The sequence below is a fragment of the Frankia sp. QA3 genome, from assembly GCF_000262465.1.
Lineage (GTDB): Bacteria > Actinomycetota > Actinomycetes > Frankiales > Frankiaceae > Frankia.
This window is the reverse complement of record NZ_CM001489.1, coordinates 1,089,781-1,114,942: the sequence shown is the minus strand read 5'-3', so window position 1 is coordinate 1,114,942 and position 25,162 is coordinate 1,089,781. Positions and strand designations below refer to the sequence as shown.

The following is a 25,162-nucleotide window of genomic DNA, read 5'->3' as shown; positions in this document are numbered from 1 at the left end:
GGCCTCGACGCGCCGCCGGCCTCGACGCGCCGCCGGCCGCGGCGCCCGGGCACGGGGGCGGCGCCGCGGCGGTGGCGGCGGGAAGGGATGGGCGGGCCTCAGCGCATGTTGGGTTCCCGGGGCAGGCCCAGGATCCGCTCGGCGATGACGTTGCGGCCGACCTCGGAGGTGCCGCCGGCGATGGTGAGCGCCCGGGCGAACAGGTAGCGGTAGGCGAGGTCGGTCTCCTCGCCGGTCACCCCGGCGGCGCCGACGATGCTCATGCCGAGCTCGGTGACGTGCTGGGCGTGCTCGGCGGACAGCAGCTTGCTGACGTTGCCCTCGGGCGACGGCTCGCTGCCGGCGACCGCGCGCTCGACCTGGCGCAGGTTGATCAGCCCCATGGCGACCTCGACGGCGACCAACCGGCCGACGCGGCGGGCGAGCTCGCCATCCCCGGCGGCGTAGCGGGCGTGCAGGTCGACGAGGCCGACGGCGGTGCTCCCCTCGTCGGCGCCACTGCCGGCGCCGATCGTCACCCGCTCGTTGCCCAGCGTCGCGCGGGCCACGAGCCAGCCGGCGTTGATCTCACCGACGACGTCGGCGTCCGGGACGAAGACGTCGTCGAAGAAGACCTCGTTGAACAGCGCGTCGCCGGTGATCTCCCGCAGCGGCCGGACCTCGACGCCGGGCGCGGTCAGGTCGACCGCCACCGCCGTGATGCCCTTGTGCTTGGGCGCCGTCGGGTCGGTGCGCACGGTGGCCAGGCCGCGGTTGCAGTTCTGCGCGTCCGACGTCCAGACCTTCTGCCCGTTGATCTTCCAGCCGCCCTCGACCCGCTCGGCGCGCGTCTGCACGGCGGCGGCGTCGGACCCGGCGTTCGGCTCGCTGAACAGCTGGCACCAGCGCAGCTCGCCGCGCAGGCTGGGCAGTACCCAGCGCTCGATCTGCTCGGCGGAGCCCTGCTGGGTGAGGGTGAGCAGCACCCAGCCGCCGATGCCGAGGTTCGGCACCTCGACGCCGGTGAACTCCTCCTCGATGACGAGCTGCTCGGCGGCGGACGCCTCGCGGCCCCACGGCTTCGTCCAGTGCGGCACCAGGTAGCCGCTGGCGACGAGCAGCTCCCGGCGGTCGGCCTCGGCGGCGGCGTGGTAGCGCTCGACGAACTCCCGGGCCTCGCGGCGGTACCCCTCGGCCTCGGGCGGCAGCTCCACGGCGAACGCACGCCGGGCGCCGTCGCGGGTCAGCGTGTAGACGTCGTCCTCGGCGCCCTCGATCGGGCCGGCAAGCGCGGCCAGCGTCGCCGCGCGGCGCAGGTACAGGTGGGCGTCGTGCTCCCAGGTGAAGCCGATGCCGCCATGGAGCTGGATGTTCATCCGGGCGTTGTGCTGGTAGGACGACAGCGCCACCGCGGCGGCGACGGCCGCGGCGAGCTCGGCCTCGGCGCCGCCGGCCGCGACCCGGGCGGCGTCCCAGGTCGCGGCGGTGGCGAGCTCGGTGGCGACGAGCATGTTGGCCAGGTGGTGCTTGACGGCCTGGAACCCGCCGATGATGCGGCCGAACTGCTCGCGGACCTTGGCGTAGTCCAGCGCCATGTCGAGGGTCGCCCGGGCGCCGCCGACCGCCTCGGCGGCCGCGACCACCCGCAGGATGCGCACGGCCGCGGCCGGCCACCGCGCAGCAGGCCGGCGGGGTGCGCCGCGGCGGCGGACAGGCTGAGGCCGGCGAGCCCGAGCGACGGGTCGAGCGCGCTCGTCGGGCGCAGCGTCAGACCCGCGGCGTCCGCGGCGACGACCGCGAGATCGTCACCCACCGGGACCAGGTGGATGCCGGCCCACACCGCGCCGAGCGCCGCGGGCGCCTCGCCGTGCAGCGCACCCGCGGCGTCCGCGGTGACCGCACCCACGGCCGAGAACGAGGCGATGACGGAACCGTCGGCGAGCCCGGGGAGCAGCTCCGCCTGCTGTTGCGGCGAGCCGACGGCGGCCACGACGGCGGAGGCGACGACGGTGGGCAGCAGCGGGCCGGCGGCGGCGCGGGCGCCCAGGCCCTCGGCGACGATCGCGAGCTCCGCCAGGCCGAAGCCGGAGCCGCCGTGCTCCTCGGGCAGGTGCAGGCCGAGCCAGCCGAGGTCGGCGATCTGCTTCCACTGCGGACCGACGGCACCGGGACCGACGGCACCGGGACCGACGGCGCCGGGACCGCCGTCGAGCGCCCGCCGGGCTGCCGCGCGCAGGTCGTTCGCGTCGGCGAAGGTGCGAACCACCTCGGCGAGGGCCTTGTGGTCGTCGCTGATCGCCAGGGCCATCGTGTCTCCTTCCAGCGGGCTCCGCCGCCGCACCGCCGAGCGGCCCGACCGTCCCACCGACCATGATTTGTAAACCTAACCGTAAGCCTTTCGAACAGGCTCCGTCCAGAAGTCCCGGCGCGCGGACCGGCGGACCGCACCGGCACACCGACCATCCACAGGGAGTCGACTCGACCTGGGCGGCCGGATGCGGGCACCCGGATCGACACCAGTCACGCTAACCGTGAGCCATGCCACGAGTCGATCGATACCGGCCGACGGCTATCGATACCGGCCGACGGCTGGCGCGGACGGACCCGGCCGGTGCGGCGCGGGCTGGGGTCAGGCGACCTCGCGGTCGTGCGCCTCCTGGGGCAGCAGGCTCCGCAGACCGAGAATGATGTTGGTGATGCCGAACGCGAACTCCTCCGGCGGACCGGCGGCCGGCCGCGACGGTTCCGGCCCCGACGCCGCGGATGCCGAGGGTGCCGGCGCGGCCGCGGCGACGGCGGGCCGCCGGGCGGTGACGGGTGGGGCCGCGACCTCGACCGGCCGCTCGGCGAGGAGGAATCCCCGGGTGTAGGTGGCCAGCGTGACGAAGGCGTGCCAGGCCAGCGACGGGGGGAAGCCGGCGCCGCGCAGCTCGTCGAGCAGTTCCGCGGCCCGCGGCCAGGCCGCGACCGCCTCCTGGCGGGTGGCGCCACCGATGCGCCGGGCAATCAGATCGCAGGTCAGGTCGTCGGCGGCGAGCGCGGCGTAGCAGTCGTCGAAGAACCCGCGGAGCATGTCCTCCCAGCCGCCGGCGCGCAACGGTGGCATGCTCTCGTAAAAGGCGGCGAGCGCCTCCTCGGTCATCGCGTCGAGGAGCTCACGCTTGCTCTTGTAGTACCAGTAGATGCTCGTGACGCCGACGTCGAGGAATGCCGCGAGCCGCGGCATGCTGAGCTGGTCGACGGGCGTGTCCCGGCAGAATTCGAAGGCCCCCGAAAGAATCCCCGCGGCGTTGATCGACCCCCGAGCGCGCCGCGACCGGGCCCGCTTGGCGTTCGTGTTCGCTGTGGGGGGCACGCGCCGCCTCCGCATCGTCGGGACCCACCTGGCGCGACCTCGCCCGCCAGGACCACCCCGAGCATCCTACCGGATGGTTCACCGGATGGCGTGAGACGTGCGCCGCACCCTGCGGATGCAGGGGTTGTCCACAAGTGGCACCGGGTCCTCGCCGCCGCCGCGCGGCCCCCTCGCCCGCAGCCGCCCGGGCCCTGTCGACGCCGGCCGGACACCCGGCGTCGACACAGCTCCGAGAGCGGACTCCGTTCTCGACGACAGCCGCGGACGACGCGGGCGGGAACCTCCGCGAAGCCGCCGCCGGGCCCCGACGGGCCCCGACGGACCCCGGCGGACCGGCGCGCACCAATGGCGTTCCGCTAAACGACGGCCTTGGCCCGCGCGTTCCGAATCCGAAACTCCGAGACCTTATGGGTACACCCTTTCGCCGGGGATGGACCGGACGCGGCGGAAGTAAGACCGCTCAATACCGCGGATCGCCGCCGGTACCGGCGGACAGCCGAGCCCGGCGGACAGCCGAGCCCGGCGGACAGCCGAGCCCGGCGATCGGGGCCCGCACCCGCGGCGCGGCGGGAACACCCTCGTGACCGACCCCGGTTCCCCGGCGTTCTCCCAGGATCCCGGCGGCTACGACCCCCTGACCCTTCCCGACGCCCTGCCACCTCGACCTTTCGGCATCCTGACCATCAGTCCCGGCCGGCCCCACCCGGGCTGGCCGGGAGCCCCTCCCCCGCCGCCGGTCCGACTCCCGGCAGATCACCCCGACGACCACCCAACCACCGACGTGCTGGTACCCGCTGACGGCCGGGCCCCGACGGCGAACGCCCAGGTAAGGACCTGTTTCGACCGGTTCGCAACCTTCCGCTAGGGTCTCGCCCCAGTGACTTCGGGGGAGCAGACATGGCGGATCGTCGAGCAGCGGTCGACCTTCTGGCGGGACGCGGCGGCAAGATCGCACTCGGCGTGCTCGGCGCCGTCGTAGCCATCGTCATCGTGGTCGGGAGCTTCGGCGGCTCGTCGAAGCCCGCGAGCCTGGCCGACGCCTCCTCCCGAGCCGCGAACTCGACGCCGCCGCCCGCCTCGGCGGCAACGCCCCTGTCCGCCCTGTTGGCGTCGGGGTCGCCGTCGCCCGCCGGCTCGCCATCGCCCGGCGGCGGGCGGCCGGAACTGCCGTACTCGGCCGCTCTGGCAGAGGCGTCCGGCACCGGCACCGGCTTCGTGCTTGGCGCAACGACCAGCAGCGGCACGACCAGCAGCGGCACGACCAGCAGCGGCACGGGCGGCGACGGCACGGCCGGCAGCGGGACTCTCGGCGAGGATGCGCTGGCTCTCACGGCGGCGGGCGGCCCGACGCAGGCGTCCGGGTCGGTCTACTACGACAACTGCACGGCGGCCCAGAACGCCGGCGTCGCCCCCCTGGACCGCGACGACCCCGGCTACCGGGCCGGCCTCGACGCGGACGACGACGGCATCGCCTGCGAAGCCACGTCGACGCCGTCGACGACGGCCTCGTCAGTACCGGCGACCTCAAGCGGCCCGGCGCCGGTCACCGGATCGGGATCGACCTACTACGCGACCTGCACGGCGGCCCGCAACGCCGGCGTCACCAACCTGCATCGCGGCGACCCCGGCTACCGGGCCGCCCTCGACGCGGACCACGACGGCATCGCCTGCCAGACCTCGACGTCGGCGGGGTCGATGTCGGGCACGGCGTCGGGGTCGACGTCGGTGCAGCAGCCGCCGGCGGAGCCCCCCACGACTCCGGTCACCACACCCGCCCCCGCCGCCTCCATCCCGCCGCCACCCAGCACGGCTCCGAGCCCAGCCCCGCGCGCGAACCAGGCGTCGCCGGCCACCGAGTCGGGTTCCCGGCCCCCATCGTCCGCCCCGGCGCCCGCTCCCACGACCGCCCCGGCGCCCGCTCCCACGACCGCGCCGGTGCCCACTCCCACGACCGCCCCAGTGCCCGTGAGCTGACAGTCTGCCGGCGACCCGCCTCCGCCGGCGCCGGGGCGGGTCGGACACTTGCCGCGATCGGTAGGGGTCCGCGGCACTCGGCGAGATCGCGCGAGTCCTCTGGAAGCGGCCGACGCATTCCTCTTCAGCGAGACCGCCCATCTCGTCACCGCGCGCCTGCCCCGCTGAGGGGCCGCCCGAAGGTTCCCCGACGCGGCATCGTTGACGCGGCATCGTTGATCAGGACACGGCCCGCGACTCCTCCGCACGTGCTCCGAAGGGGCGGAGGAGGACGGGTCCGGCTGCGCTAATATCTGATCCCGTCAATGGGGGACGCCGGCAGCGCTGTGCCGCCTGCGGGTTGGCGCGCCGCAGGAGTGCCTGCCCGGCCGCGCGGGACCCCGCATTGCTCCTGCCCGAACGGCCCGTGTCCGCATGGAGGTCTGCGTGAGCACCCGGATCGAGACGCTTGAATTTCAGGCCGAGGCCCGTCAACTTCTGCAGTTGATGGTCCATTCGATCTACTCGGACAAGGACATCTTCCTGCGCGAGCTGATCTCCAACGCGTCCGACGCCCTCGACAAGCTTCGTCTCGAGTCGCTGGTCAACAAAGAACTGCAGGCTGACACGTCCGACCTGCACATCGACATCGAGGTCGACCGGGAGACGCGCACTCTCACGGTGCGCGACAACGGCATCGGCATGTCCCGGGACGACGTCGTCGAGCTCATCGGCACCATCGCGAAGTCGGGAACGGCCGAGGTGCTCCGCAAGCTGAAGGAGTCGAAGGACGCCACCGCGTCGCAGGACCTCATCGGGCAGTTCGGCGTCGGCTTCTACTCCACGTTCATGGTGGCGGACAAGGTTACGCTGCTGACCCGGCGGGCCGGCGCGAGCGGCGGCACGCGGTGGGAGTCCAGCGGCGAGGGTACCTACGTCATCGAGGACGTTGACGACGCGCCGCAGGGCACCGCGGTCACCGTGCACCTCAAGCCGGAGGACGCCGAGGACCACCTGTTCGACTACACCGCCGAATGGAAGATTCGCGAGATCGTCAAGAAGTACTCCGACTTCATCGCGTGGCCGATCCGGATGGCCGTCGAGCGCACGAACGAGGCCGGCGCAGGCGAGGCCGGCGCGGATACCGGCGGCGAGGCCACGACCGAGGTCCAGACGCTCAACTCGATGAAGGCGTTGTGGGCACGCCCGCGTGACGAGGTCGACCAGGCTGAGTACCACGAGCTCTACCGCCACCTCAGCCACGACTGGACCGACCCGCTCGAGATCATCCACATGAAGGGCGAGGGGCTCTTCGAGTACGAGGCGCTGCTGTTCATCCCGTCCCACAAACCGCTCGACCTGTTCGCGCAGGACGGCAAGCGCGGCGTTCAGCTCTACGTCAAGCGCGTGTTCATCATGGACGACTGCCAGGCGCTCATGCCGAACTACCTGCGCTTCGTCAAGGGCGTCGTCGACGCGCACGACCTGTCGCTGAACATCTCCCGCGAGATCCTCCAGCAGGACCGTCAGATCCAGCAGGTTCGCCGCCGGCTGGTCAAGAAGGTGCTCTCCACCGTCAGGCAGTTGCAGACCGACGACGCCGAGCGCTATCGGACCTTCTGGAAGGAGTTCGGCCCCGTCGTCAAGGAAGGGCTGCTCGACGACGTCGACAACCAGGAGGCGATCCTGGACATCATCTCCGTCGCCTCGACGCGTGACCCGGAGCAGACGACCACCCTGCGGGAGTACGTCGACCGGATGAAGGACGGCCAGGACGACATCTACTACCTGACCGGCGAGTCGCGGTTGACGGCCGAGAAGTCGCCCCACATGGAGGCGTTCCAGGCCCGCGGCTACGAAGTCCTGATCCTGACGGACCCGGTCGACGAGGTGTGGGTCGAGCGGGTGGCGCAGTTCGACGGAAAGCCGCTGCGCTCGATCGCCAAGGGCCAGGTCGATCTCGGCACGGCGGACGAGAAGGAGAGCGCCGAACCCGAGCGGGAACAGCAGCAGAAGGATTTCGCCGAGCTGCTGTCCTGGCTGGCAAAGACCCTGCAGGAGCAGGTGAAGGAGGTGCGCCTGTCGTCGCGCCTCACGACGTCACCGGCCTGCCTCGTGGGCGACACCTACGACATCACCCCGACCCTGGAGAAGATGTACCGCGCCATGGGGCAGAACGTGCCGCATCCCAAGCGCATCCTGGAGCTCAATCCCACCCATCCCCTGGTGTCGGGGTTGCGGAAGGCCCACGAACAGCAGGACGCCGACTCCGACGTTCTCGGCGAGACCGCCGAGCTGCTGTACGGCATGGCGTTGCTGGCCGAGGGCGGCGAACTCCCCGACCCGTCCCGCTTCACCCGCATCCTCGCCGACCGCCTGGCGAACACCCTGTAGCGGGAGGCGTAGGGGTCAGGACCTGTGGGTGGGGGCCGCACCGACCCGGCGGCGATAGTCGTCCGCGTCGACGTTGCTGCCGCACACGATGGTGACGACGTGGCGGCCGGCGAAGCGGTCACGGTCTTCGAGGATCGCCGCGATGCCGAGCGCGGCCGACGGTTCGACGACGAGGCCGGCGTGGTCGAGCAGCATCCGCATACCGGCGACGATCGACGCCTCCTGGACCAGGACGGCGTCGTCCGCGACCAGGAGGAGGTCGGCCAGGACGGCCGCGATGGGACGCCGGCCGGCGACGCCGTCAGCGATGGTGTTGGTCGAGTCGGTGGTGACGACACGCCGCCCGCGCCACGAGAGGGTCATCGCCGGTGCGCCCAGCGGCTGGACGCAGATCACCTCGACGTCGGGCGCGAGGGCCTTCACCACATGGCCCACCCCGGTGGCCAGCGCCCCGCCGCCGAGAGCAATGAGGACGGCGTCGCATGACGGCTCGGAGTCGAACGACGGCGTGGCATCCACCAGTTCCAGGCCGATGGTCGCCGCGCCCTCGCAGGTCTCGAGGTCCAGGCTGTCCTCGACCAGCCGGATGCCGTCGTGCCGCGCGACGGCCGCCGCCCGCTCCCGAGCCAGGTCGAAGTCGCCGTCCACCAGCTCCACTCTGGCGTCCAGGGCGCGGATACGGTCCAGCTTGGCCGCAGGCGCAAAGCGGGAGGCCACGACGGTGACGTCGAGCCCCCGGCCGCGACCGGACCAGGCGAGGGCCTGGCCGAGGTTGCCCGCGCTGGCGCACACCACGGCTCGCGAGCCATGCTCGGCAAGCTGGCTCGCGACCACCTCGGTACCGCGGGCCTTGAAGCTGCGGACCGGGTTCGCCGTTTCGAGCTTGATGCTCACCGCGCACCCGAGGGCGGGCTCCAGCGCCTCGCAGCGGTACAGCGGCGTGTCGAGAAAAACCGGGTCGATCACCCGGCGAGCCGCCCGGATCCGAGCAGTGTCGAGACGCGTCCCCTGCACGACACAGCAGCGTAGCGCCGCCGGCGATGTTCGGTTTGGGTGAACGCCCGACGCCCGATGCCCGTACTGCTGTCGGCCATCGAGCGAGAAGCGCTCAGTTCCCGGGGCTGAAGCCGACCGCGAACGCCCGCCGAAGGTATTCCCACACGGCCGTGGTGACCATCCCGGTGGTTGCCGCTTCTGGCCCCTGATCGTCGATCTTCGCGTACATGGCGGAGAGGATGCCCGGGTCGCCACCCGTCATGTGGTCCATGAGCACACGCCAGTGACGGGCGGTCAGCTGCGCCGCCTCGTCCGCGGGATCGGTCCCCCGTGCCCGATGGGCGTCGACCTCTTCGACGAGCTCACCGAGACGCTCTTTCCAGCGGTCGAAGCCGGCATCACCGGCCTCCCGGTGCCGTTCCCGCAGCCGGTCGAGCTGCGCCGGAGTGAAGTAACTGGCCTGCATCATCGCCTCCATAACCGAGATGAGTTCGTCGATCGACGGCTGCCGGGTACCGGCGAAGGCGTCGAGCAGGGCGCGCAGCCTGCGCCGTAGCTCCAATCGGAGGTGGATGTCCTCCGTCACCTGGTCGAGCTGGCCGCGTACGGCCTGTTCAAGGGAGTCCGGTTCGCCGTCCAGGGCAGTGGACACGTCGGCCAGCGGCATTCCGAGCTGACGCAACGCGAGAATCCGGTACAGCCGACGCAGATCCTCACCGCTGTACATGCGGTGCCCGGCATGCGTCCGCTCCGATGCACGCAACAGCCCGATGCCGTCGAAGTGATGGAGCGCGCGCACCGTCACCCCAGTGGCCGCAGCCACCTCACCCACCCGCCACCGTCGTCCGTCCATGCCGTGGTCGTGCATCTGATCACCCCGGCTGACCCTAGGACCTCACCCGACGTCAGGAACAAGCTCGGTCCACAGCAGGCCCACCCCTCCACGTCAGCGCATCGGCTCCCGTACCACCCTCGGCCACGACCACACCGAAACCCTCGGCACCGCCCACACCCTCGGGGTCAGCCTGAACGAGCTTGGCGAGCACAGCACAGCACGCACCCTGCTCGACGACACCCTCACCCGCCAACGCACCACCCTCGGCCCCGACCACCCCCACACCCTCGCCACCACCCGCGCGCTCAGGTGGGCCTTGGACCAACTTGGAAAGCGGCCCTCAGAGCCACAGCGATCGCCCAGATGGCGCAGAGCGTGGGACAGGCGGTGAACAGACACGCTGGTGCAGTAACGCTCCTTCGCGCTTCGTCGAGTCAACCTAAGTACACCCCCTGTCGATCAGCTCAGGTGTCACTTTCCGTACCGGGATGGTCCGCTATGCGGAGTGCGGTGGGACACTCGACGAATGATCGGCGGGGGCAGATCGGCTAGCGACGCTGACGGCTGGGACTTCTTCGTCTCCTACACCGCGGCGGACCGGGGCTGGGCTGAGTGGATCGCCTGGGCGTTGGAAGAAGCCGGCTACCGGGTGCTGCTCCAGGCATGGGACTTCGTCCCCGGCTCGAACTGGGTCAACGGGATGCACGACGGCGTCCAGCGCGCGGCCCGGACGATCGCGGTGCTCTCCGACGGCTACACCCGGTCGGTCTACGGCACGGCCGAATGGCAGGCCGCGTGGGCCGCGGACCCGACCGGGGCGGCCCGCAAGCTCCTCGTGATGCGGGTAGCCGACTGCGACCGGCCGGGCCTGCTCGCCCACGTCGTGTCCACCGACCTGTTCGGCCACCCGGAACGACAGGCACGGGCGGAACTACTCCGCGCGGCGACGCTCGCCCGATCCGGAGGTCGGGCGAAACCGCGCGAGGCTCCACCGTTCCCGCCTGACCGGCGGGCGGTGCAGGTCCGGCCGTCGTTTCCCGGCGGCCCGCCAGAGGTGTGGAACGTCCCCCCACGGCTGGCGCACTTCACCGGCCGCGCCGAACTCCTCGATCAGCTTCACGGGCAGATGACCACCGCGGGCACGGTCACGGTCTGCGCCCTGCACGGCCTCGGCGGCATCGGAAAGACCGCCCTCGCCATCGAATACGCCCACCGGCACGCCGACGCCTTCGACGTCGTCTGGTGGATCCCCGCCGAAGACCCCGACGCGATCCCCGACCACCTCACCACCCTCAGTCTCGCCCTCGATCTGCCCGACGGCACCGGCTGGCCGGCGATCCTTACCGTGCTACGCCGTGACCGGCGGCGCTGGCTGTTGATCCTCGACAACGTCGAACACCCCGACGTGATCGGCCCCTACCGGCCTACCGATGCCCTCGGCCGGCTGCTCGTCACCTCCCGCCGCCGCGACCTGGCCGGGTTCGGCAGCCGCCTCGAAGTCACCGAACTCCCCCGCAGCGAAGCCGTCGAACTCCTCACCCGGCGGGTCCCCGGGATCGACCCCGACACCGCGTCAACGATCGCCGGCCTGCTCGGGGACCTGCCGTTGGCGGTGGAACAGGCCGCCGGCTACCTCGACCAGACCGCCACACCCCCCACCGACTACGCCCAGCTCCTCGCCACCCGCCTCGGGGACATGCTGACCCGCGGCCACGTCACCGACCGGCCCGGCACCACCATCGCCAACCTGTGGGACCTCTCCCTCACCCAGCTCCGCGCCACCCACCCAGCCGCCGTTGCCCTGCTCGATCTGTGCGCCCTCTGCGCACCCGAGCCCATCCCCCACACCCTCTTCACCGACCACCCCCACCTCCTCGACGTCACCGCGCTGCGTGAGGCGGCCGGGGATCCGCTGGCCTGGAACGACACCGTCGGCCTACTCGTCGGCTACGGCCTCGCCCGCCGCGACACCACCGGCATCACCCTGCACCGGCTCACCGCCGCCGCCATCCGCACCACCATGACCCCCACCACCACCGCCACCACCGCCACGGCCCTCCTCCACCTCCTGCGCGCCACGCTCCCCGGCGACCTCGACGGCCACACCGAACACTGGCCACCCTGGCGCGCCCTGCTGCCCCATCTCCGTGCCGTCCTGGACAACCAGCCCGACACCACCTGGAACACCAAGAAGATCCGCCGGGAGGTGTCCTGGCTCTGCGACCGCACCGGCGCCTACCTCGACCTGCACGGCCGACCCGACACCGCTCTCCCCTACCTCCACCGCGCGCTCACCCTCTACACCCACGACCTCGGACCCGACCACCCCGACACCCTGGCCAGCCGCAACAACCTCGCCAACGCCCACTGGTCGGCGGGACGCCTCGACCAGGCCACCAGCCTGTACGAACAGACCCTCACCGACCGGCTACGCATCCTCGGACCCGACCACCCCGACACCCTCACCAGCCGCCACAACCTCGCGGCAGTCCGCGCCGCCCGTGACCACGACCAGGCAGCGCAGCCCGACGACACCGGGACCGACACACAGCCCGCGTAAGCAGACCCCGACGCCACCCAACTCGGTGCACTAGCGGACTCTCGCGCTTCGTCGAGAAACAGGACACCGTGGCGCCGCACGGGGACGTGTTGCGCGAACGCCGCCTGCCTGGGTGATCGGCCGCGTGGGCGGAGATGGACACGCGCTGATCTGCATGACTTCAGCCGTGTGGCCTGCCGCGCGGTACCGAAGGACACCCTCGATTGGCCGTGTCGACGGGGACCGGATCTGCCTGGCTATGGCGACGCGACCCGGTTCCGGTGACGATCACATGATCGTCTTTGCTTCCTCGCCGCTGCCGGGTCCCCATCCCAGATAGCGGCGCAGAGCCTCCCATCCGCCCGGAACGAAGGGCCACTGATTGGCTGCCTTGCTGATTTCGGCTTCCGTGAGCCACCCCTGCCAGGCGATCTCCTCGGGGTCCGGAGTCAGCGGCTCCGTGATGACGGCTTCGTGCACTCCGAGCCAGATGGGACCGGTCGCTCCCCTGCACAGAAACTTGAACATGAAGCGTACCGGCACGCGGACGCCAAGTTCTTCGACCAGTTCCCGGGCCGCCGCCTCTTCATACGACTCGCCCGCACCCACGGCGCCGCCAGCCATCACGTCGTAGTGGCCGGGAAAACGGGGCAGGTCCTCGGACCGTCGCAGTACCAGAAACCGCCCCGCTTGATCACGGCAGATCGTCGCCGCAATGCGATGCGGCCAGTGACGACGCTCAGCCTCACCTCGGTCCACGGTTCCCAGCACGCAGTCATGCTCATCGACACGCTCAACCAGCTGACCCATGGAGGTACGATCTCAGTCCGCACTGACGGCGAGTCCGCGACCCCGGCAGATCGCTGCGCATCTGCTCACTCGCACAGCTGACACCACGATCACCGAGTGGATAGCCGCGGTCCGCGCCGACGATCTTCCAGGCCTGCACGCCTCCACGAACGGGTTGGAACGCGGCCTGCCCGCTGTCACCGCCCTCCCACGTCGGTCTGCGCGCCGAACTTCCGGTCGTTCCAGATCAGGTCGCCGACGACACCGTCGCGCAGGTGGCGGCGTCCGGCGAAGCCGCGGCGGATGCAGGCGTACCCCGGGTGGCTAAACGGCTCACCCGGATGGGCGGATGGCCGGCGTTAGTCTCATCCCGTGGATGAGAAGGAACTACTCGAGGCCGCCGACGGCCCCGTGACCCGAGCCCGGCTGACACGAGAACTGCGAGACCTGGGCCTCGTCCAGGGAGATGTGGTCATGGTTCATACCCGCATGTCTGCGATCGGATATGTGGCCGGCGGAACACGGACGCTCATCGGCGCACTCACCGACGCCGTGGGAGAGCACGGCACGCTGATGGCACCCTGCGGCTGGAACGACGCACCACCCTATGACTTCACGACCTGGCCCCAAAAGTGGCAGGATGAACTACGCGCCGAATGGCCGGCCTTCGACGCGGCGCTGAGCGAGGCCGACCACAACAACGGACGAGTGCCCGAGGCACTACGCCACTGGCCGGGAAGCATCCGCAGCAGACACCCCGACGCAAGTTTTGTCGCGGTCGGCGCAGCAGCCGAACACCTGATGGCCGACCAGCCATGGGACGACCCCCACGGACCGGACAGCCCACTGGCACGCCTCGTCGAAGCGGGCGGACGGGTCCTGCTCCTGGGCGCGCCGCTGGACACGATCACCCTGCTGCATCACGCCGAGGCCCTCGCCGACGCGCCCGGAAAAATGTACGTCGAGTACGAACAACCCATCATGGTGAACGGGCACCGCAGCTGGCGGCGCTTCCGCGACATCGACACCGAGAATGAAGCATTCGACTACTCGTCCGTGGTACCCGAGGGGCAATGGCCATTCACGGTCATCGCCGAGGACATGCTGGCCACCGGAATCGGCCACCACAGCACGGTCGCAGCGGCAGAGAGCTACCTCTTCGACGCAGGCGCGGTCGTGCGCTTCGGGATCGAGTGGATCGAACGCAAGCTGGGCGCACCCACCGGTCCCCGATCGACATAGAGCCTCCGGGACTGACACGTCCCGATCCACTCCAGCCAGCGCGCCCGGCCGCCCGATGGGGCTCACAGCGATCACACAGGGGTCGCACAGGGTCTGCGCAGGCGTGGGGCCGACCGTGAGGGCATGACACTCCTGCCGATCTCCGACGCCCCACGTACCGTCACCGCGCGGTCCGACTGCCCGCGGCCCTCGATCCGGCCTTCCCCTGGCCACGCCGACCACGACGGTGGTCGCGCCGACCAGCGAGTCACGCAGCCGAACCCGCGGCCGCCCCGGCCGGATCGTCCGGTCCTGGACCTGGTGGTGCCGGTCTACAACGAGGAGCGGGATCTCGCGCCGTCCGTCCGGCGGCTGCACGCCTATCTCCTCGGACGGTTCCCGTACCCGTTCCGGATCACGATCGCGGACAACGCCAGCACGGACGGGACCCTGGCCCTGGCCCGGTCCCTGGCCGCCGAACTGCCCGGCGTCGCCGTCACCCACCTCGACCTCAAGGGGCGGGGACGTGCGCTGCACGCGGTGTGGTCGGCCTCGGACGCCGACATCCTCGCCTACACCGACGTCGACCTGTCGACCGACCTGGGCGCCCTGCTCCCCCTGGTCGCGCCGCTGATCTCGGGGCACTCGGACATCGCCGTCGGCAGCCGGCTCAGCCGCGGGGCACGGGTGGTGCGCGGGCCGAAACGGGAGATCATCTCCCGCTGCTACAACCTGCTGCTGCGCCGGACGTTGCGGGTACGGTTCCGCGACGCGCAGTGCGGCTTCAAGGCCCTCCGGTCCGACGTCGCCGCGCACCTGCTGCCGCACGTCGCCGACACCGGCTGGTTCTTCGACACCGAGCTGCTCGTGCTGGCGGAACGCTGCGGCCTGCGGGTACACGAGGTGCCGGTGGACTGGGTGGACGACCCGGACAGCCGGGTCGACATCGTCGCCACCGCCCTGGCCGACCTGCGGGGCATCGTGCGGGTCCGCCGCGCCATCGCCAGCGGCGCGGTGCCCGTCGCGCACCTGCGCGCCTGGGTGGGTCGCCGCCCGCTCACCCCGGGTTCCGCGCTGCCCGCCCACCTGCCGCCCTACCCGGACACCCCCTCCCGGCCCGCACGCCCGGACGCCGACCGGCAGCCCGCCACGGCGGGCGCCGGTGCCCCGCGCTGAACCGATCGTCCCCCGCATAGCGACAGACAGACCCTGGAGTTCGCTCGATGACGACCACCGCACCCGACGTCGACGCGTCCGACACGATCCGGCTCGCCCCGCGGCCAGGCGGCGCCGGGCGCTGGGCCCAACCGCCGCCGCCTCCGCCTCCCGGCAGGGGGCACGGGCGGCTCGGACGGCTGGCCCGCGGGCCGGCCGGCGATCCGGTCTGGGTCCGGCCGGCACTGCTGGCCCTGCTGGCCGGGACGGCGCTGCTGTACCTGTGGGACCTCAGCGCGTCCGGTTACGGCAACAGCTTCTACGCGGCGGCCACCCAGGCGGGCTCCCAGAGCTGGAAGGCGCTGCTGTTCGGCTCGCTGGACGCCGGCAACGCCATCACCGTCGACAAGCCGCCGGCATCGCTGTGGATCTCGGGGCTGTCCGCTCGGGTCTTCGGCTTCTCGTCCTGGTCCGTGCTCGCGCCGCAGGCGGTCGAGGGGGTCGCGGCCGTCGGGCTGCTGTACGCGACGGTCCGGCGCACCGCCGGCGCCGGTGCCGGTCTGCTCGCCGGCGCCGCGTTCGCGCTGACGCCGGTCGCGGCGCTGATGTTCCGGTTCAACAACCCGGACGCCCTGCTCGTGCTGCTCCTCGTCGCCGCGGCCTACTGCACGGTCCGGGCGACCGAGCGGGCCAGCGCGCGCTGGCTGATGCTCGCCGGGACCTGCATCGGCTTCGGTTTCCTCACCAAGCTGGCGCAGGCGTTCCTGGTCATCCCGGCACTCGGCCTGGCGTATCTGATCGCCGCGCCGACGGGCCTGGGACGCCGGGTGCTGCACCTGGCCGGCGCGGCCGGGGCGATCGTCGTCTCGGCCGGCTGGTACGTCGCCCTGGTCGACCTGTGGCCGGCGTCGTCACGCCCCTACATCGGCGGTTCCACCGACAACAGCCTGCTGCAGCTCGCCCTCGGCTACAACGGTCTCGGCCGTATCCTCGGCTCCTCCGGCGGCGGGGCCGGCGGTAGCGGCGGGATGGGCGGCGGGGTGAACACCGGCTTCGGTGGCTCGACCGGGATCACCCGGCTGTTCGGGTCGAGCATGGGCTCGGAGATCTCCTGGCTGCTTCCCGCGGCGCTGCTGATGATGGTCGTCGGACTGTGGCGGACCAGGCGGGCACCCCGCACCGACCCGGCGCGGGCCGCGCTGGTGCTGTGGGGCGGCTGGCTCGTCGTCAGCGGCCTGGTGTTCAGCTTCATGAGCGGGATCATCCATCCCTACTACACCGTCGCCCTGGCGCCGGCGATCGCCGCACTCGTCGCCGCCGGCGGGACCGCGCTGTGGCGGGACCGGGACCGGCCGGCGGCGCGGGCGGCGCTGGCCGCCATGGTCGCGGTGACGGGTGTGTGGAGCTTCGTGCTGCTGGACCGGGTGGCGTCCTGGCTGCCGGCGCTGCGCTGGGTCGTTCTCGCCCTGAGTCTGGCCGTGGCGGTCGCGCTGATCGTGGGTGCGGCCCGGTTCACCAGGGTGACCGCGGTGCTCGCCGCGGCCGCGGTGCTCAGCGTCGGCGCCGGAAGCGGGGCCTACGCCCTCGCCACCGCGGCGCATCCGCACAGCGGCTCGATCCCGACCTCGGGCCCGACCTCGGGCCCGTCGATCACCACGACAGCCGGCGGCCCCGGCAACGGCGCGCGCGGCGGACCTTCCGGCACGCCCCCCACCGGGGCCCAGGGCACCTCCGCGACCTCCGGCACGGCGACCTCCGGCACGGCGACCACCAGCACGACAACGGCGAGCGCCGCAGCCGGGTCCACGGCCGCGTCCGGCACCACCACCGCGGACCAGGCTGGGAGTTCCTCGGCCGGGACCTCGGGCGCCACGACGGGCGGCACCGCCGGGACGCAGACGCCCGGAGCCGGGGCGTCCGGTGCGGGCGGGGCCGGCAGCGGGCAATCGGCGAACTCGGAGCTGACCGCGCTGCTGGCCCGTTCCACCACGACATGGGCCGCGGCGACGACGGGCGGCGCGACCAGCGCGGCGCAGCTCGAACTCGGCAGCGGCAAGGCGGTCATCGCGATCGGCGGCTGGGATGGCAGCGATCCGGCGCCCACCCTGGCGCAGTTCCAGCAGTGGGTCGCCGCCGGAAAGATCCACTACTTCCTGGCCGGCGGCGGGGGCATGGGCGGCGGGATGGGCGGCGACCGCGTCTCGGGGACCGGCACCGAGATCGTCACCTGGGTCGCGGCGCACTTCACCGCCACCACCGTGGGCGGTCAGACGGTCTATGACCTGACCGCCGCCAGCTCGAACGGCTGACGCGCCCGCCACGGCGGCGACGGGCCCTGCCGGGTCCGCCGCCGCCGTGGCCCGCCTGGGCCGGCTCGCCGCTTACCCGTCCCTGCTTATCCGGAGAGTTTCGTGCCCGATTTATCCCTCCGGCTAAGCAGGGAGGCCGGTCGGGAGGGCGGGCCGGTCAGGGGGTGTCGGCGGCGGCGCGTTGCCGGGACAGCAGTGCGCGCAGGCCGTCGACGATGAGGGTGTCGGCGAAGGCGGTGAGGTCGTGTTCGTGGATCTGCGACCACATCGCCTCCACCCGGCCGAGCGCCGGCAACTGCGCGGGCCGGTCGCTCGGGACGCCGGCGTCCGCGCCCTCGCGCAGCCGGCGCTGGATGATCGACCGGGCCATGCCGTAGTCGTGCAGGACGTTGAAGCCGAGCAGCGCGTTCTTCGGCGTGAGGCCGGCGTCCAGCAGGATCTGGAGGTAGCCGTCCATGAGGCGCCAGCCCTGGGTGGTGGGCGGGCGGCCGAAGACCAGCGCGTCGACGCCCGGCCACGCCTCCAGCGCCGCGGCGGAGCGCCGGCGCAGCTCGCGCAGGCGCACGTCCCAGTCGCCGAGGTCGGGCGGGGGGATCTCGACGTCGGCGAGGACCGCGTCGATGACCAGGTCGACCAGCGCGTCCTTGCTGGGCACGTGGTGGTAGGCAGCCATGGCGGACACCCCGAGCTCCTCGGCGAGCGCGCGCATGGTCAGCGCCTCGAACCCCCGGCTCGTCCCGACGCGCAGGGCGGCGGCGACGATGTCGTCGACCCCCAGTGCCCGCACCGCACCGGCCGACACGCCGGGCGCCTGCGCGCCGCGCGCCGCAGCCGGACGGGCACGTGCCGCCACCTCACCACCCGAACACGTCGACGTCGCCGGGCGCCGCCACCATCCCACCACCGCGGGGAACGCCCCGCGGCCAGTATAAATCCGGCGGCCCGGGTGGCCGGACGACCATCCGACGCCCGGCCGGTCAGTCGATCCGGCCGGTCAGTCGATCCGGCCGGTGGTGACGAGCCGGTCGACGAGGACGGGAACCTCGGCGAGCGCCCGCAGCGCGTCGTTGAGGTGCGTGCAGCCGTCGGTGCCGGCGACGAGTTCGATGACCCGAGCCCGCAGCGTCCCCACCGGCTCGCCGAGCAGCAGGTCCACGTTGCCGGCGGCCGAGGGGCAGGTTTCGAAGGGCAGCACCCGCGGGTCCGCGTGGATCCCGACGAGCCGCAGGGTGGCCGGGTCCACGGTGGCGTGCACGCCGTACTCGTGCACGACCGTCTCCACGCCCTGCGGGCTCCACATGCTGTCCCGGAACATCGAGTCGACGGTCAGGACGCCCTGCGACGCCCCGGGCTCGGGCGCGATCACATCGACCCGGCGCCGGCGGCGGAACATCGCCGAGTCGCCGGGCGGCGCCGGGATCCGGTGCCAGGCCAGCGGGTCGTCGGGCTGTTCCAGGGGATGGGCGGGCACCAGGTTCTGCTGCAGTTCGTCGCCCTGGGACAGCCGCTCCAGGGGGCCGCCGTCGACCCGCCATCCCGAGCAGACCTCCCGCATCGCGGCGACCCGGGCGGCGTGCGTCGCCGCGGCGAACCTCACCAGCTTCTCCTGCTCGCGGGGCCACAGCCGCCAGGCGATCGGCCCCACCAGGGTCGCACCGGGCATGTCGTCGAGCAGGAAGTGCAACGGCGATCCGGTGGCGACGTCCTCGGGGACCAGTTCCCGCACGCGGGCGCGGTAGCCACGGCCGCCGCCGTGACCGACCAGCCCGGACAGGGCCCTGCGTGGGGGCACACTGGTCAGGGAGCGCAGCGTCCGGGTGCCGTCGACGGTGACGCGCAACTGCGCGGAATCGACCACGGTCGCCTGCCGGTCACGCCCGGTCACGAGATCGCGGGCGCCGGCGTGCAGGTGCATCGGGGACCCGAAGCCATCGGGCCAGGTCGCGTTGAGGTGGCTCGTGCGCCGCACCGATCCGGGCACGCGCCGCGGGGCGCCGCGGTGCGGGCTGTCCGGCGGTGGGACCAGGTCGGCGAGCGCCGGCAGCGGTCGTACGGGAGACGGCATCTGGACCTCCGAGCCCTGTCGGGCGGCATGCCGCGACGGCGCACCGCCCACGTGGGCCGCGCCCGCGGCATAACCCGTCACCCTTTACACAGTAAAGCCAAATGATGAATCTACCCTCCACGATCCCGCTGCGCTGGGTGACATCGACCACGGGCACGCCGGACGCCCGCGGCTGTGGTCCTGACCACCGGTCAGGACAGGAGCTGGTCGATCACGCCGGTGACACCCTCGTCGGCGTGACCGTCCGCGAGGCGGCGCTGCATCGCCGCCATGTACGGCGTGAGCAGCTCGGCGTCGACCCCGAGCTCCGCGGCGGTGCGCAGCAGCGTCGCGTTGCCCGCCACCTGCATGGCCAGGTTGGACATCACGCCCGTCGTGTAGTCGCCGCTGTCCAGGTGCTCGGCCGTGGCCGACGCGCTGGTTGCCATCGCCCGCAGCCACTCGACGAGCAGGGGGGCGAACGGGCGCGCGGGGACGCCGGCCGCGCGGATCAGGGCGAACGCGTGGGAGATGCCGGCGAACATCCCGGTCATCGCGCTGAGCAGCGCGACGTCGTGCAGGGCCGCGAGCCCGGGGTCCGCGCCGACGTAGCGGGGGTCGAGCGGCACGGCCAGCGTCCGGCCGCGGTCGTCGAACAGCGCCCGCGAACCGCTGTAGAACACGTAACCCCGAGTCGGCGAGCTGCCGACCATCGGGGGCACCGCCATGATCCCGCCGTCGAGGTAGCGGGCGCCGCGCTCGTGCGCCCACGCGGCACGGGCACGGGCCTGCGCCGGGGAGCCGGTGGTGAGGTTGACCAGGTCCCGACCCGCGAGCTCGGCGTCAGCCAGGGCCGCACCGACCGAGGCGTCGTCGAGCAGGCAGACCACGATCAGGGGGGTCGCGGCCACCGCCTCGGCGGCCGTGTCGGCAAGCGTCGCGCCCTCGGCGACGAGCGGCTCCGCCCGTGCGCGGGTCCGGTTCCAGACCGTGGTCGGGTGGCCGGCGGCGAGCCAGGTCCGGGCAAGCGCGGTGCCCATCGCGCCGAGCCCGAGAACGGCCAGCGGCGCCGGCTCGCCGCGGTCGGGCTGCCGGGCCCTTCCGCGGGAGCCGTTGGGGGGACGGTCGTCGACGACATGGTGGGGACCGTCGACGTCGCGGGGACGGTCATTGCGAGGAGCGGGGTCGGTCATGGCGATTAGGCTTGCGCGGGGTCGACGAAGCGCTCAAGTACGCACTTTGAAGTGGGCACTCACCCCCGGGTGAGTGACCTGGGTGAAGGGGGCGCGCCATCGCCATGACACGACGGCCCGGGGCGTACGTCTGCGGCATCGACGCGGCCATGGACGTGATCGGCGGACGCTGGAAGGTGCTCATCCTGTGGGCGCTGCACGAGCGGGCGTGCCGCTTCGGCGAGTTGCGCCGGGAGCTGACGGGGGTCACGGAGAAGGTGCTCGCGTCGCACCTGCGCGAGCTGGAGGAGGACGGCATCGTGCACCGCGAGGCCTTCGACGAGGTGCCGCCCCGGGTCGAGTACTCGCTGACTCCCCTCGGCTACTCCCTCAACGAGGCGCTGGCGCCCCTCGGCCGCTGGGGGCGGACGAACCTGCTCGGCGACGCCGCCCCGGCCGGGCACTGACCCGGAGCCGAGCCGGAGCCGGCCCGGGGGCCGACCGGGGGCTCGCCCGGGGCGGCGGGGGCGGTCAGGCCGGGAAGGCGAAGTCGCGGATCAGCGCGACGAGCTCCAGCGGGCGGTCGCTCTGCACCGCGTGGCCGGCGCCGTCGACGACGGCGTAACGCAGGGCCGGCAGGCGGCGACGGAACTCGGCGACGTCGGCGTCGTGGACGTACTTCGACTCACCGCCGCGCACGAGCAGCGTCGGCACGGTGATCGTGTCGACCTCGTCCCACAGCGAGGTGAAGTCGAGCCAGTCCGGGGTGCCCGGCGGGGGCGGGCCGAACAGGTCGTACCGCCACGACCAGCGGCCGTCCGGCAGCCGGCGGGCGTTGTGGCGCACTCCGCGGCGCACCCCGGCGGCGGCCCGCAGCGGGCTGAGCGCCACCGCGGCGTCGGCCATCTCCTCGAACGAGGCGTAGGTCGGCGGCCCGCTGACGAGCGCCACCGAGCCGCGCTCGGCCGTCGTCATCGTCCGGCTCGGGTCGTTGACCTGCGGGGTGACGTCGACGATCACCGCCCGGCGGCACAGGTCGGGACGGGTGGCGGCCAGATGGGTGACGGTCAGGCCGCCGAGCGACATGCCCACCACGACCGCCGCGTTCGGCGCCACGGCCGGCAGGGCGGTCGCCAGCGCCTCCACGTTGCGCCACGGGCCGTAGTCGCGGTCGGCGCGCCAGGACGACCGGCCGTGGCCGGGCAGGTCGAACGCCACCGCGGGCCGACCCAGCGCGAGCGCCACGTAGTCCCAGGTGTGGGCGTTCTGCGCGCCGCCGTGCAGGAACACCACCTCGGGAGCGGCGGTGCCCCAGCGGATGTAGCTCAGCCGCCGGTCGGCCGCCAGGTCGACGTAGCCGCGGCTGACGTCGGGCCGGCCGGCGAACGGCAGGCCCAGTTCCTCGGCGTTCTCGTGCAGCAGTCCGAACTCGTCGTAGTCGTCGGCCGCCAACGTGCTCTCGACATCGGTCGCCACGTCGCCTCGCTCCCCTCACGCCGGCCTTCGGATGGCTGTGCTGAGCCGTGATCCGTCCAGACGAGCCGTGATCCGTCCAGACGAGCCGTGATCCGTCCGGACGAGCCGTGATCCGTCCGGACGAGCCGTGATCCGTCCAGCGAGCAATGTAGGACGACGGGGCGTCGCCGTGCGCCGCTTCGGGCCGTTAACCGTTGGCCGCGGTGGAAATACCGAGCGCCGGGCAACTTGTTAGCGTCAGTCAAGCAACTATCTGGCGTGGACGCGGGACACGCCGGCCGGCCCGACCCAGCGCAACGTAGGCCCCTCAATCGAACGGCGCACCGCGCAGCCGATGTTCAACCTGGCGCTGCTCCGGATCCGGGCGTTCACCGCCGGGAACACGGCAGTCCTGCTGTCCTCGATCGCCCGCGGCGGCATGCTGATCATCTGATTACTGGGGATCTGGCTGCCGCTGCATGGCTACGACTACGTCGACATGCCGTTGTGGGCGGGCATCTACCTGCTGCCGCTGACGATCGGGTTCCTGGTGGCGGGCCCGGTGTCGGGCTTGCTGTCCGACCGGTTCGGCGCCCGCGCCTTCGCCACCGGCGGCCTGGCGCTGGTCGCGGCGACCTTCGTCGGCCTGCTGCTGTTGCCGACGAACTTCAGCTACCCGGCGTTCGCGGCGCTGCTGGTCCTCAACGGGATCGGCTCGGGCCTGTTCTCCGCGCCGAACACGACCGCGGTGATGAACGCCGTGCCCGCGGCGACCCGCGGCGGTGCCTCCGGGATGCGCGCGGCGTTCATGAACTCCGGCCAGGTTCTCTCGATCGGCCTGTTCTTCTCCCTGATGATCGCCGGGCTGTCCTCGACGCTGCCGCACTCGCTGCACAGCGGGCTGGCCGCGCAGGGCGTGCCCGCCGACGTCACCGACCGGGTGGCGAACCTGCCGCCGGTCGGCGGCCTGTTCGCCGCCTTCCTCGGCTACAACCCGATGCAGAACCTGCTCGGCGACGACACCCTGCACCAGCTCCCCGCATCGCACGCGCAGGCGCTGACCGGCAAGGAGTTCTTCCCGCACCTGATCGCCTCGCCGTTCCACCACGGCCTGGTCATCGTGTTCTCGCTGGCCATCGCGATGCCGCTGATCGCGGCGGTCGCCTCCCTGCTGCGGGGCGCGAGGTACGTCCACGTCGAGACGCTGCTCGCCGCCGAGGCCGCCGACGGCCCCACCACCGACGGTCCCACCGACGGCCTCACCACCACCGACGGCCTCACCGCCGGTGGCGGTGCCATCACCGACGGCGGCGCGACTCCGGCAGGAAGCAGCCATTCGACGGAGATCAGCGATCCGGTTGAGAGCAGTCGCCCCACCGAGGGCGTCCTGCCAAGGGCGTCCTGCCGGCAGAGGGCGTCCTGCCGGCAGGACGGATGCGGCCATCCGACCGGGCGGGCATCTACCTGGACACGCCGACGGTACGAATCCCCTAGGCCGCGTATCTGGTCGCGATCAAGGGGTGGTCCGGGCGAGTTCCTTGATCCAGATCAGGGAGGCGCGGAGGTGGAGCCCGGCGAGATAGCTACCCGGGGTCCGGTCGTAGCGGGTGGCGATGCCTCGCCAGGCCTTCATCTTGTTGATCAGACGTTCGACGGTGTTCCGTTCCTTGTACAACTCGGCGTCGTAGCGGACGGGCCACCCGCCCTTGCTGCCCTTGCGCGTGCGGTTCGCGGCCTGGTCGGTCTTCTCCGGGATGACCGCGGTGACACCACGTCGGTGCAGGTAGCCGCGGTTACCACGAGACGAGGAAGCCTTGTCCCCGGCGACCGCGCCGGAACGGGTCCGGGGACGGCCGACCGGCCCATGCACGCGGACGGTCTCCAGCACGGCGACGAACTGCGGGCTGTCCGCGGCCTGCCCCGCGGTCACCACGAACCCCAACGGCCGGCACCTGCGATCCGCGGCAGGATGGACCTTGCTGGTCAGCCCGCCCCTCGACCGGCCCCAGTAATACCGCGGTCAGCCGGACCTTGTGTCGGGCCCGCAGGCGCCGGCGCTGCTCCCGTCCGGGGGCGTCCGCGTCGTTGTGCCCGTCTTGTTCCTGCGTGCCGCCCCCCTTTCCCGGGCCTGCTCCTCCTCGGCGGCGGCCTTCTCCAACGCGCCGATCACCTCGGCCGGCAGGTGCATCCCCGCAGCGTCGTGATGAGCCCTGGCGGTCGTCGAGTCCACACCGACCAGCGACAGGTTCACAGCGTCCCGCTTCGCCGCCCCGGCGATCATGCCCTCCAGGAAGGCCGCGAAGACACCCGTGTCCCACCACTGGACGAATCCCCCCAGCAGACCACAACCAGATACGGGCCCTAGTCGCACTGCCTGAGCCGGGGAGGTGGACGGCCGTCCACCTCCCCGGCCACGCCGACGTTCTCTCGTCCGCGCCGCCTGCACGCCCGCGCCCCCTCCTGTGTCTTCTGCCAGCCAACGACTGCCGGCCAACGACTGCCAGCCAACGACTGCCAGCCAACGACTGCTGCCGCCGACGCCGGCTGCCGCCACGGTTGCCCTTTCTGGATCGCTACCCGAGAACTCGGCGCCAGTGCACCCGTCGAGAGCCGGTGCCGCCCATGGACTGCAAAGGGTATGGCGGCCGGATCTGGTTGTGGTCGGCGTCGTTCGATCGGACGTGTGAGGTGCGAGTTGGTTCCCGTGTCGTCTCCGCTCACAGTATACGAACATGTGTTCGACATTCGGTGTGGGTTGTTCTACCGTTGACCCATGGTTTTCGACGACGACCTCGGGGACGGCCCTGACCCGCCAGCCCGCCTCGCCACGATCTCCCGCCAGCTCGACGGGCTGCTGGCCGCACAGGCCTGGCAGCTGTCCGACGGAGAGCTGGACGGACTGATCGCGAGGGTGTGCCGGCTGACCGGCCGGGTCGCCGCCGTGCGAAGCGCCTTGTTCGTGGAGG

General features: G+C 72.2%; 15 protein-coding genes and 5 pseudogenes. 10 read left to right on the top strand and 10 right to left on the bottom strand.

From position 1 onward, the window contains the following. Nucleotides 1–98: 98 nt before the first annotated feature. Together FRAQA3DRAFT_RS04355 and FRAQA3DRAFT_RS04345 are read right to left on the bottom strand one after the other, a co-directional pair. Nucleotides 99–2,287, bottom strand: a pseudogene (locus FRAQA3DRAFT_RS04355) (acyl-CoA dehydrogenase family protein). A gap of 321 nt (nt 2,288–2,608) precedes the next feature. Continuing rightward, nucleotides 2,609–3,334: a TetR family transcriptional regulator gene (locus FRAQA3DRAFT_RS04345; RefSeq protein WP_009737850.1), complete on the bottom strand. Its 726-nt coding sequence runs from the start codon at nt 3,332–3,334 to the stop codon at nt 2,609–2,611. An 897-nt stretch (nt 3,335–4,231) separates the two neighbouring features. On the opposite strand from FRAQA3DRAFT_RS04345, the gene FRAQA3DRAFT_RS31215 reads away from it, so the two are divergent. Then, nucleotides 4,232–5,308 carry an excalibur calcium-binding domain-containing protein gene (locus tag FRAQA3DRAFT_RS31215; RefSeq protein ID WP_009737849.1) on the top strand — a complete coding sequence of 359 codons (1,077 nt, stop codon included), beginning with the start codon at nt 4,232–4,234 and terminating at the stop codon, nt 5,306–5,308. 426 nt (nt 5,309–5,734) lie between these two features. Next, on the top strand, nt 5,735–7,681 hold the full coding sequence (htpG, locus tag FRAQA3DRAFT_RS04335; protein ID WP_009737848.1) for a molecular chaperone HtpG: 1,947 nt from the start codon (nt 5,735–5,737) through the stop codon (nt 7,679–7,681). 15 nt (nt 7,682–7,696) lie between these two features. Here htpG and FRAQA3DRAFT_RS04330 read toward each other — a convergent pair whose 3' ends face one another. Continuing rightward, a complete protein-coding gene (locus tag FRAQA3DRAFT_RS04330) occupies nt 7,697–8,695 on the bottom strand; it encodes a threonine/serine dehydratase (RefSeq protein WP_009737847.1) in 999 nt (332 codons plus the stop codon). 94 nt (nt 8,696–8,789) lie between these two features. Then, on the bottom strand, nt 8,790–9,500 hold the full coding sequence (locus tag FRAQA3DRAFT_RS04325) for a MerR family transcriptional regulator (RefSeq protein ID WP_232291910.1): 711 nt from the start codon (nt 9,498–9,500) through the stop codon (nt 8,790–8,792). A 58-nt stretch (nt 9,501–9,558) separates the two neighbouring features. Here FRAQA3DRAFT_RS04325 and FRAQA3DRAFT_RS38405 point away from each other — a divergent pair, with 58 nt between their 5' ends. Next, the gene (locus tag FRAQA3DRAFT_RS38405; RefSeq protein WP_083873724.1) at nt 9,559–9,903 is read left to right on the top strand and encodes a tetratricopeptide repeat protein; all 345 of its coding nucleotides are present in this window, start codon (nt 9,559–9,561) and stop codon (nt 9,901–9,903) included. A 135-nt stretch (nt 9,904–10,038) separates the two neighbouring features. Continuing rightward, on the top strand, nt 10,039–12,072 hold the full coding sequence (gene fxsT / locus FRAQA3DRAFT_RS35765) for an FxSxx-COOH system tetratricopeptide repeat protein (protein WP_009737845.1): 2,034 nt from the start codon (nt 10,039–10,041) through the stop codon (nt 12,070–12,072). A 267-nt stretch (nt 12,073–12,339) separates the two neighbouring features. Here fxsT and FRAQA3DRAFT_RS04315 read toward each other — a convergent pair whose 3' ends face one another. Further along, nucleotides 12,340–12,861, bottom strand: coding sequence for an NUDIX hydrolase (locus FRAQA3DRAFT_RS04315; protein ID WP_009737844.1), 522 nt, complete (start codon nt 12,859–12,861; stop codon nt 12,340–12,342). 351 nt (nt 12,862–13,212) lie between these two features. On the opposite strand from FRAQA3DRAFT_RS04315, the gene aac(3) reads away from it, so the two are divergent. The 3 genes and pseudogenes from aac(3) (at nt 13,213) to FRAQA3DRAFT_RS04300 (ending at nt 17,525) form a co-directional block, all read left to right on the top strand. Next, nucleotides 13,213–14,082, top strand: a complete 870-nt coding sequence (aac(3), locus tag FRAQA3DRAFT_RS04310) for an aminoglycoside 3-N-acetyltransferase (protein WP_035920560.1) — start codon at nt 13,213–13,215, stop codon at nt 14,080–14,082. Nucleotides 14,083–14,274: 192 nt separating this feature from the next. After that, nucleotides 14,275–15,123: pseudogene (locus FRAQA3DRAFT_RS04305) on the top strand (dolichyl-phosphate beta-glucosyltransferase); the annotation flags it as partial. A 161-nt stretch (nt 15,124–15,284) separates the two neighbouring features. Then, the gene (locus FRAQA3DRAFT_RS04300) at nt 15,285–17,525 is read left to right on the top strand and encodes a glycosyltransferase family 39 protein (RefSeq protein ID WP_009737841.1); all 2,241 of its coding nucleotides are present in this window, start codon (nt 15,285–15,287) and stop codon (nt 17,523–17,525) included. 157 nt (nt 17,526–17,682) lie between these two features. Here the strand turns inward: FRAQA3DRAFT_RS04300 and FRAQA3DRAFT_RS04295 are convergent, their stop codons facing one another. The 3 genes from FRAQA3DRAFT_RS04295 to FRAQA3DRAFT_RS04285 all read right to left on the bottom strand — a co-directional run bounded on the left by FRAQA3DRAFT_RS04295 (nt 17,683) and on the right by FRAQA3DRAFT_RS04285 (nt 20,609). Continuing rightward, nucleotides 17,683–18,327, bottom strand: a complete 645-nt coding sequence (locus FRAQA3DRAFT_RS04295) for a TetR/AcrR family transcriptional regulator (RefSeq protein ID WP_009737840.1) — start codon at nt 18,325–18,327, stop codon at nt 17,683–17,685. Between the two features lie 192 nt (nt 18,328–18,519). Further along, the gene (locus tag FRAQA3DRAFT_RS04290) at nt 18,520–19,590 is read right to left on the bottom strand and encodes a DUF2889 domain-containing protein (protein ID WP_009737839.1); all 1,071 of its coding nucleotides are present in this window, start codon (nt 19,588–19,590) and stop codon (nt 18,520–18,522) included. A gap of 191 nt (nt 19,591–19,781) precedes the next feature. Beyond that, nucleotides 19,782–20,609 carry an NAD(P)-dependent oxidoreductase gene (locus tag FRAQA3DRAFT_RS04285; protein WP_369809440.1) on the bottom strand — a complete coding sequence of 276 codons (828 nt, stop codon included), beginning with the start codon at nt 20,607–20,609 and terminating at the stop codon, nt 19,782–19,784. Nucleotides 20,610–20,866: 257 nt separating this feature from the next. Between FRAQA3DRAFT_RS04285 and FRAQA3DRAFT_RS04280 the strand changes: the two genes are divergently transcribed. After that, a complete protein-coding gene (locus FRAQA3DRAFT_RS04280; protein ID WP_009737837.1) occupies nt 20,867–21,208 on the top strand; it encodes a helix-turn-helix domain-containing protein in 342 nt (113 codons plus the stop codon). A gap of 64 nt (nt 21,209–21,272) precedes the next feature. Here FRAQA3DRAFT_RS04280 and FRAQA3DRAFT_RS04275 read toward each other — a convergent pair whose 3' ends face one another. Then, the gene (locus tag FRAQA3DRAFT_RS04275; RefSeq protein ID WP_009737836.1) at nt 21,273–22,217 is read right to left on the bottom strand and encodes an alpha/beta fold hydrolase; all 945 of its coding nucleotides are present in this window, start codon (nt 22,215–22,217) and stop codon (nt 21,273–21,275) included. Between the two features lie 310 nt (nt 22,218–22,527). Between FRAQA3DRAFT_RS04275 and FRAQA3DRAFT_RS32415 the strand changes: the two are divergent. Continuing rightward, nucleotides 22,528–23,391: pseudogene (locus FRAQA3DRAFT_RS32415) on the top strand (MFS transporter); the annotation flags it as partial. Nucleotides 23,392–23,709: 318 nt separating this feature from the next. Here FRAQA3DRAFT_RS32415 and FRAQA3DRAFT_RS36655 read toward each other — a convergent pair. Then, nucleotides 23,710–24,714: pseudogene (locus FRAQA3DRAFT_RS36655) on the bottom strand (IS5 family transposase). A 255-nt stretch (nt 24,715–24,969) separates the two neighbouring features. Between FRAQA3DRAFT_RS36655 and FRAQA3DRAFT_RS35760 the strand changes: the two are divergent. Further along, nucleotides 24,970–25,162: pseudogene (locus FRAQA3DRAFT_RS35760) on the top strand (HNH nuclease); the annotation flags it as partial.

Excerpts from the sequence above, each read along its gene's own strand:
- FRAQA3DRAFT_RS31215 (WP_009737849.1), top strand. The coding sequence starts at position 4,232 with ATGGCGGATCGTCGAGCAGCGGTCGACCTTCTGGCGGGACGCGGCGGC.
- fxsT (WP_009737845.1), top strand. The coding sequence starts at position 10,039 with ATGATCGGCGGGGGCAGATCGGCTAGCGACGCTGACGGCTGGGACTTC.
- FRAQA3DRAFT_RS04315 (WP_009737844.1), bottom strand. The coding sequence starts at position 12,861 with ATGGGTCAGCTGGTTGAGCGTGTCGATGAGCATGACTGCGTGCTGGGA.
- FRAQA3DRAFT_RS04300 (WP_009737841.1), top strand. The coding sequence starts at position 15,285 with ATGACGACCACCGCACCCGACGTCGACGCGTCCGACACGATCCGGCTC.
- FRAQA3DRAFT_RS04290 (WP_009737839.1), bottom strand. The coding sequence starts at position 19,590 with ATGCCGTCTCCCGTACGACCGCTGCCGGCGCTCGCCGACCTGGTCCCA.
- FRAQA3DRAFT_RS04285 (WP_369809440.1), bottom strand. The coding sequence starts at position 20,609 with ATGGGCACCGCGCTTGCCCGGACCTGGCTCGCCGCCGGCCACCCGACC.
- FRAQA3DRAFT_RS04280 (WP_009737837.1), top strand. The coding sequence starts at position 20,867 with ATGACACGACGGCCCGGGGCGTACGTCTGCGGCATCGACGCGGCCATG.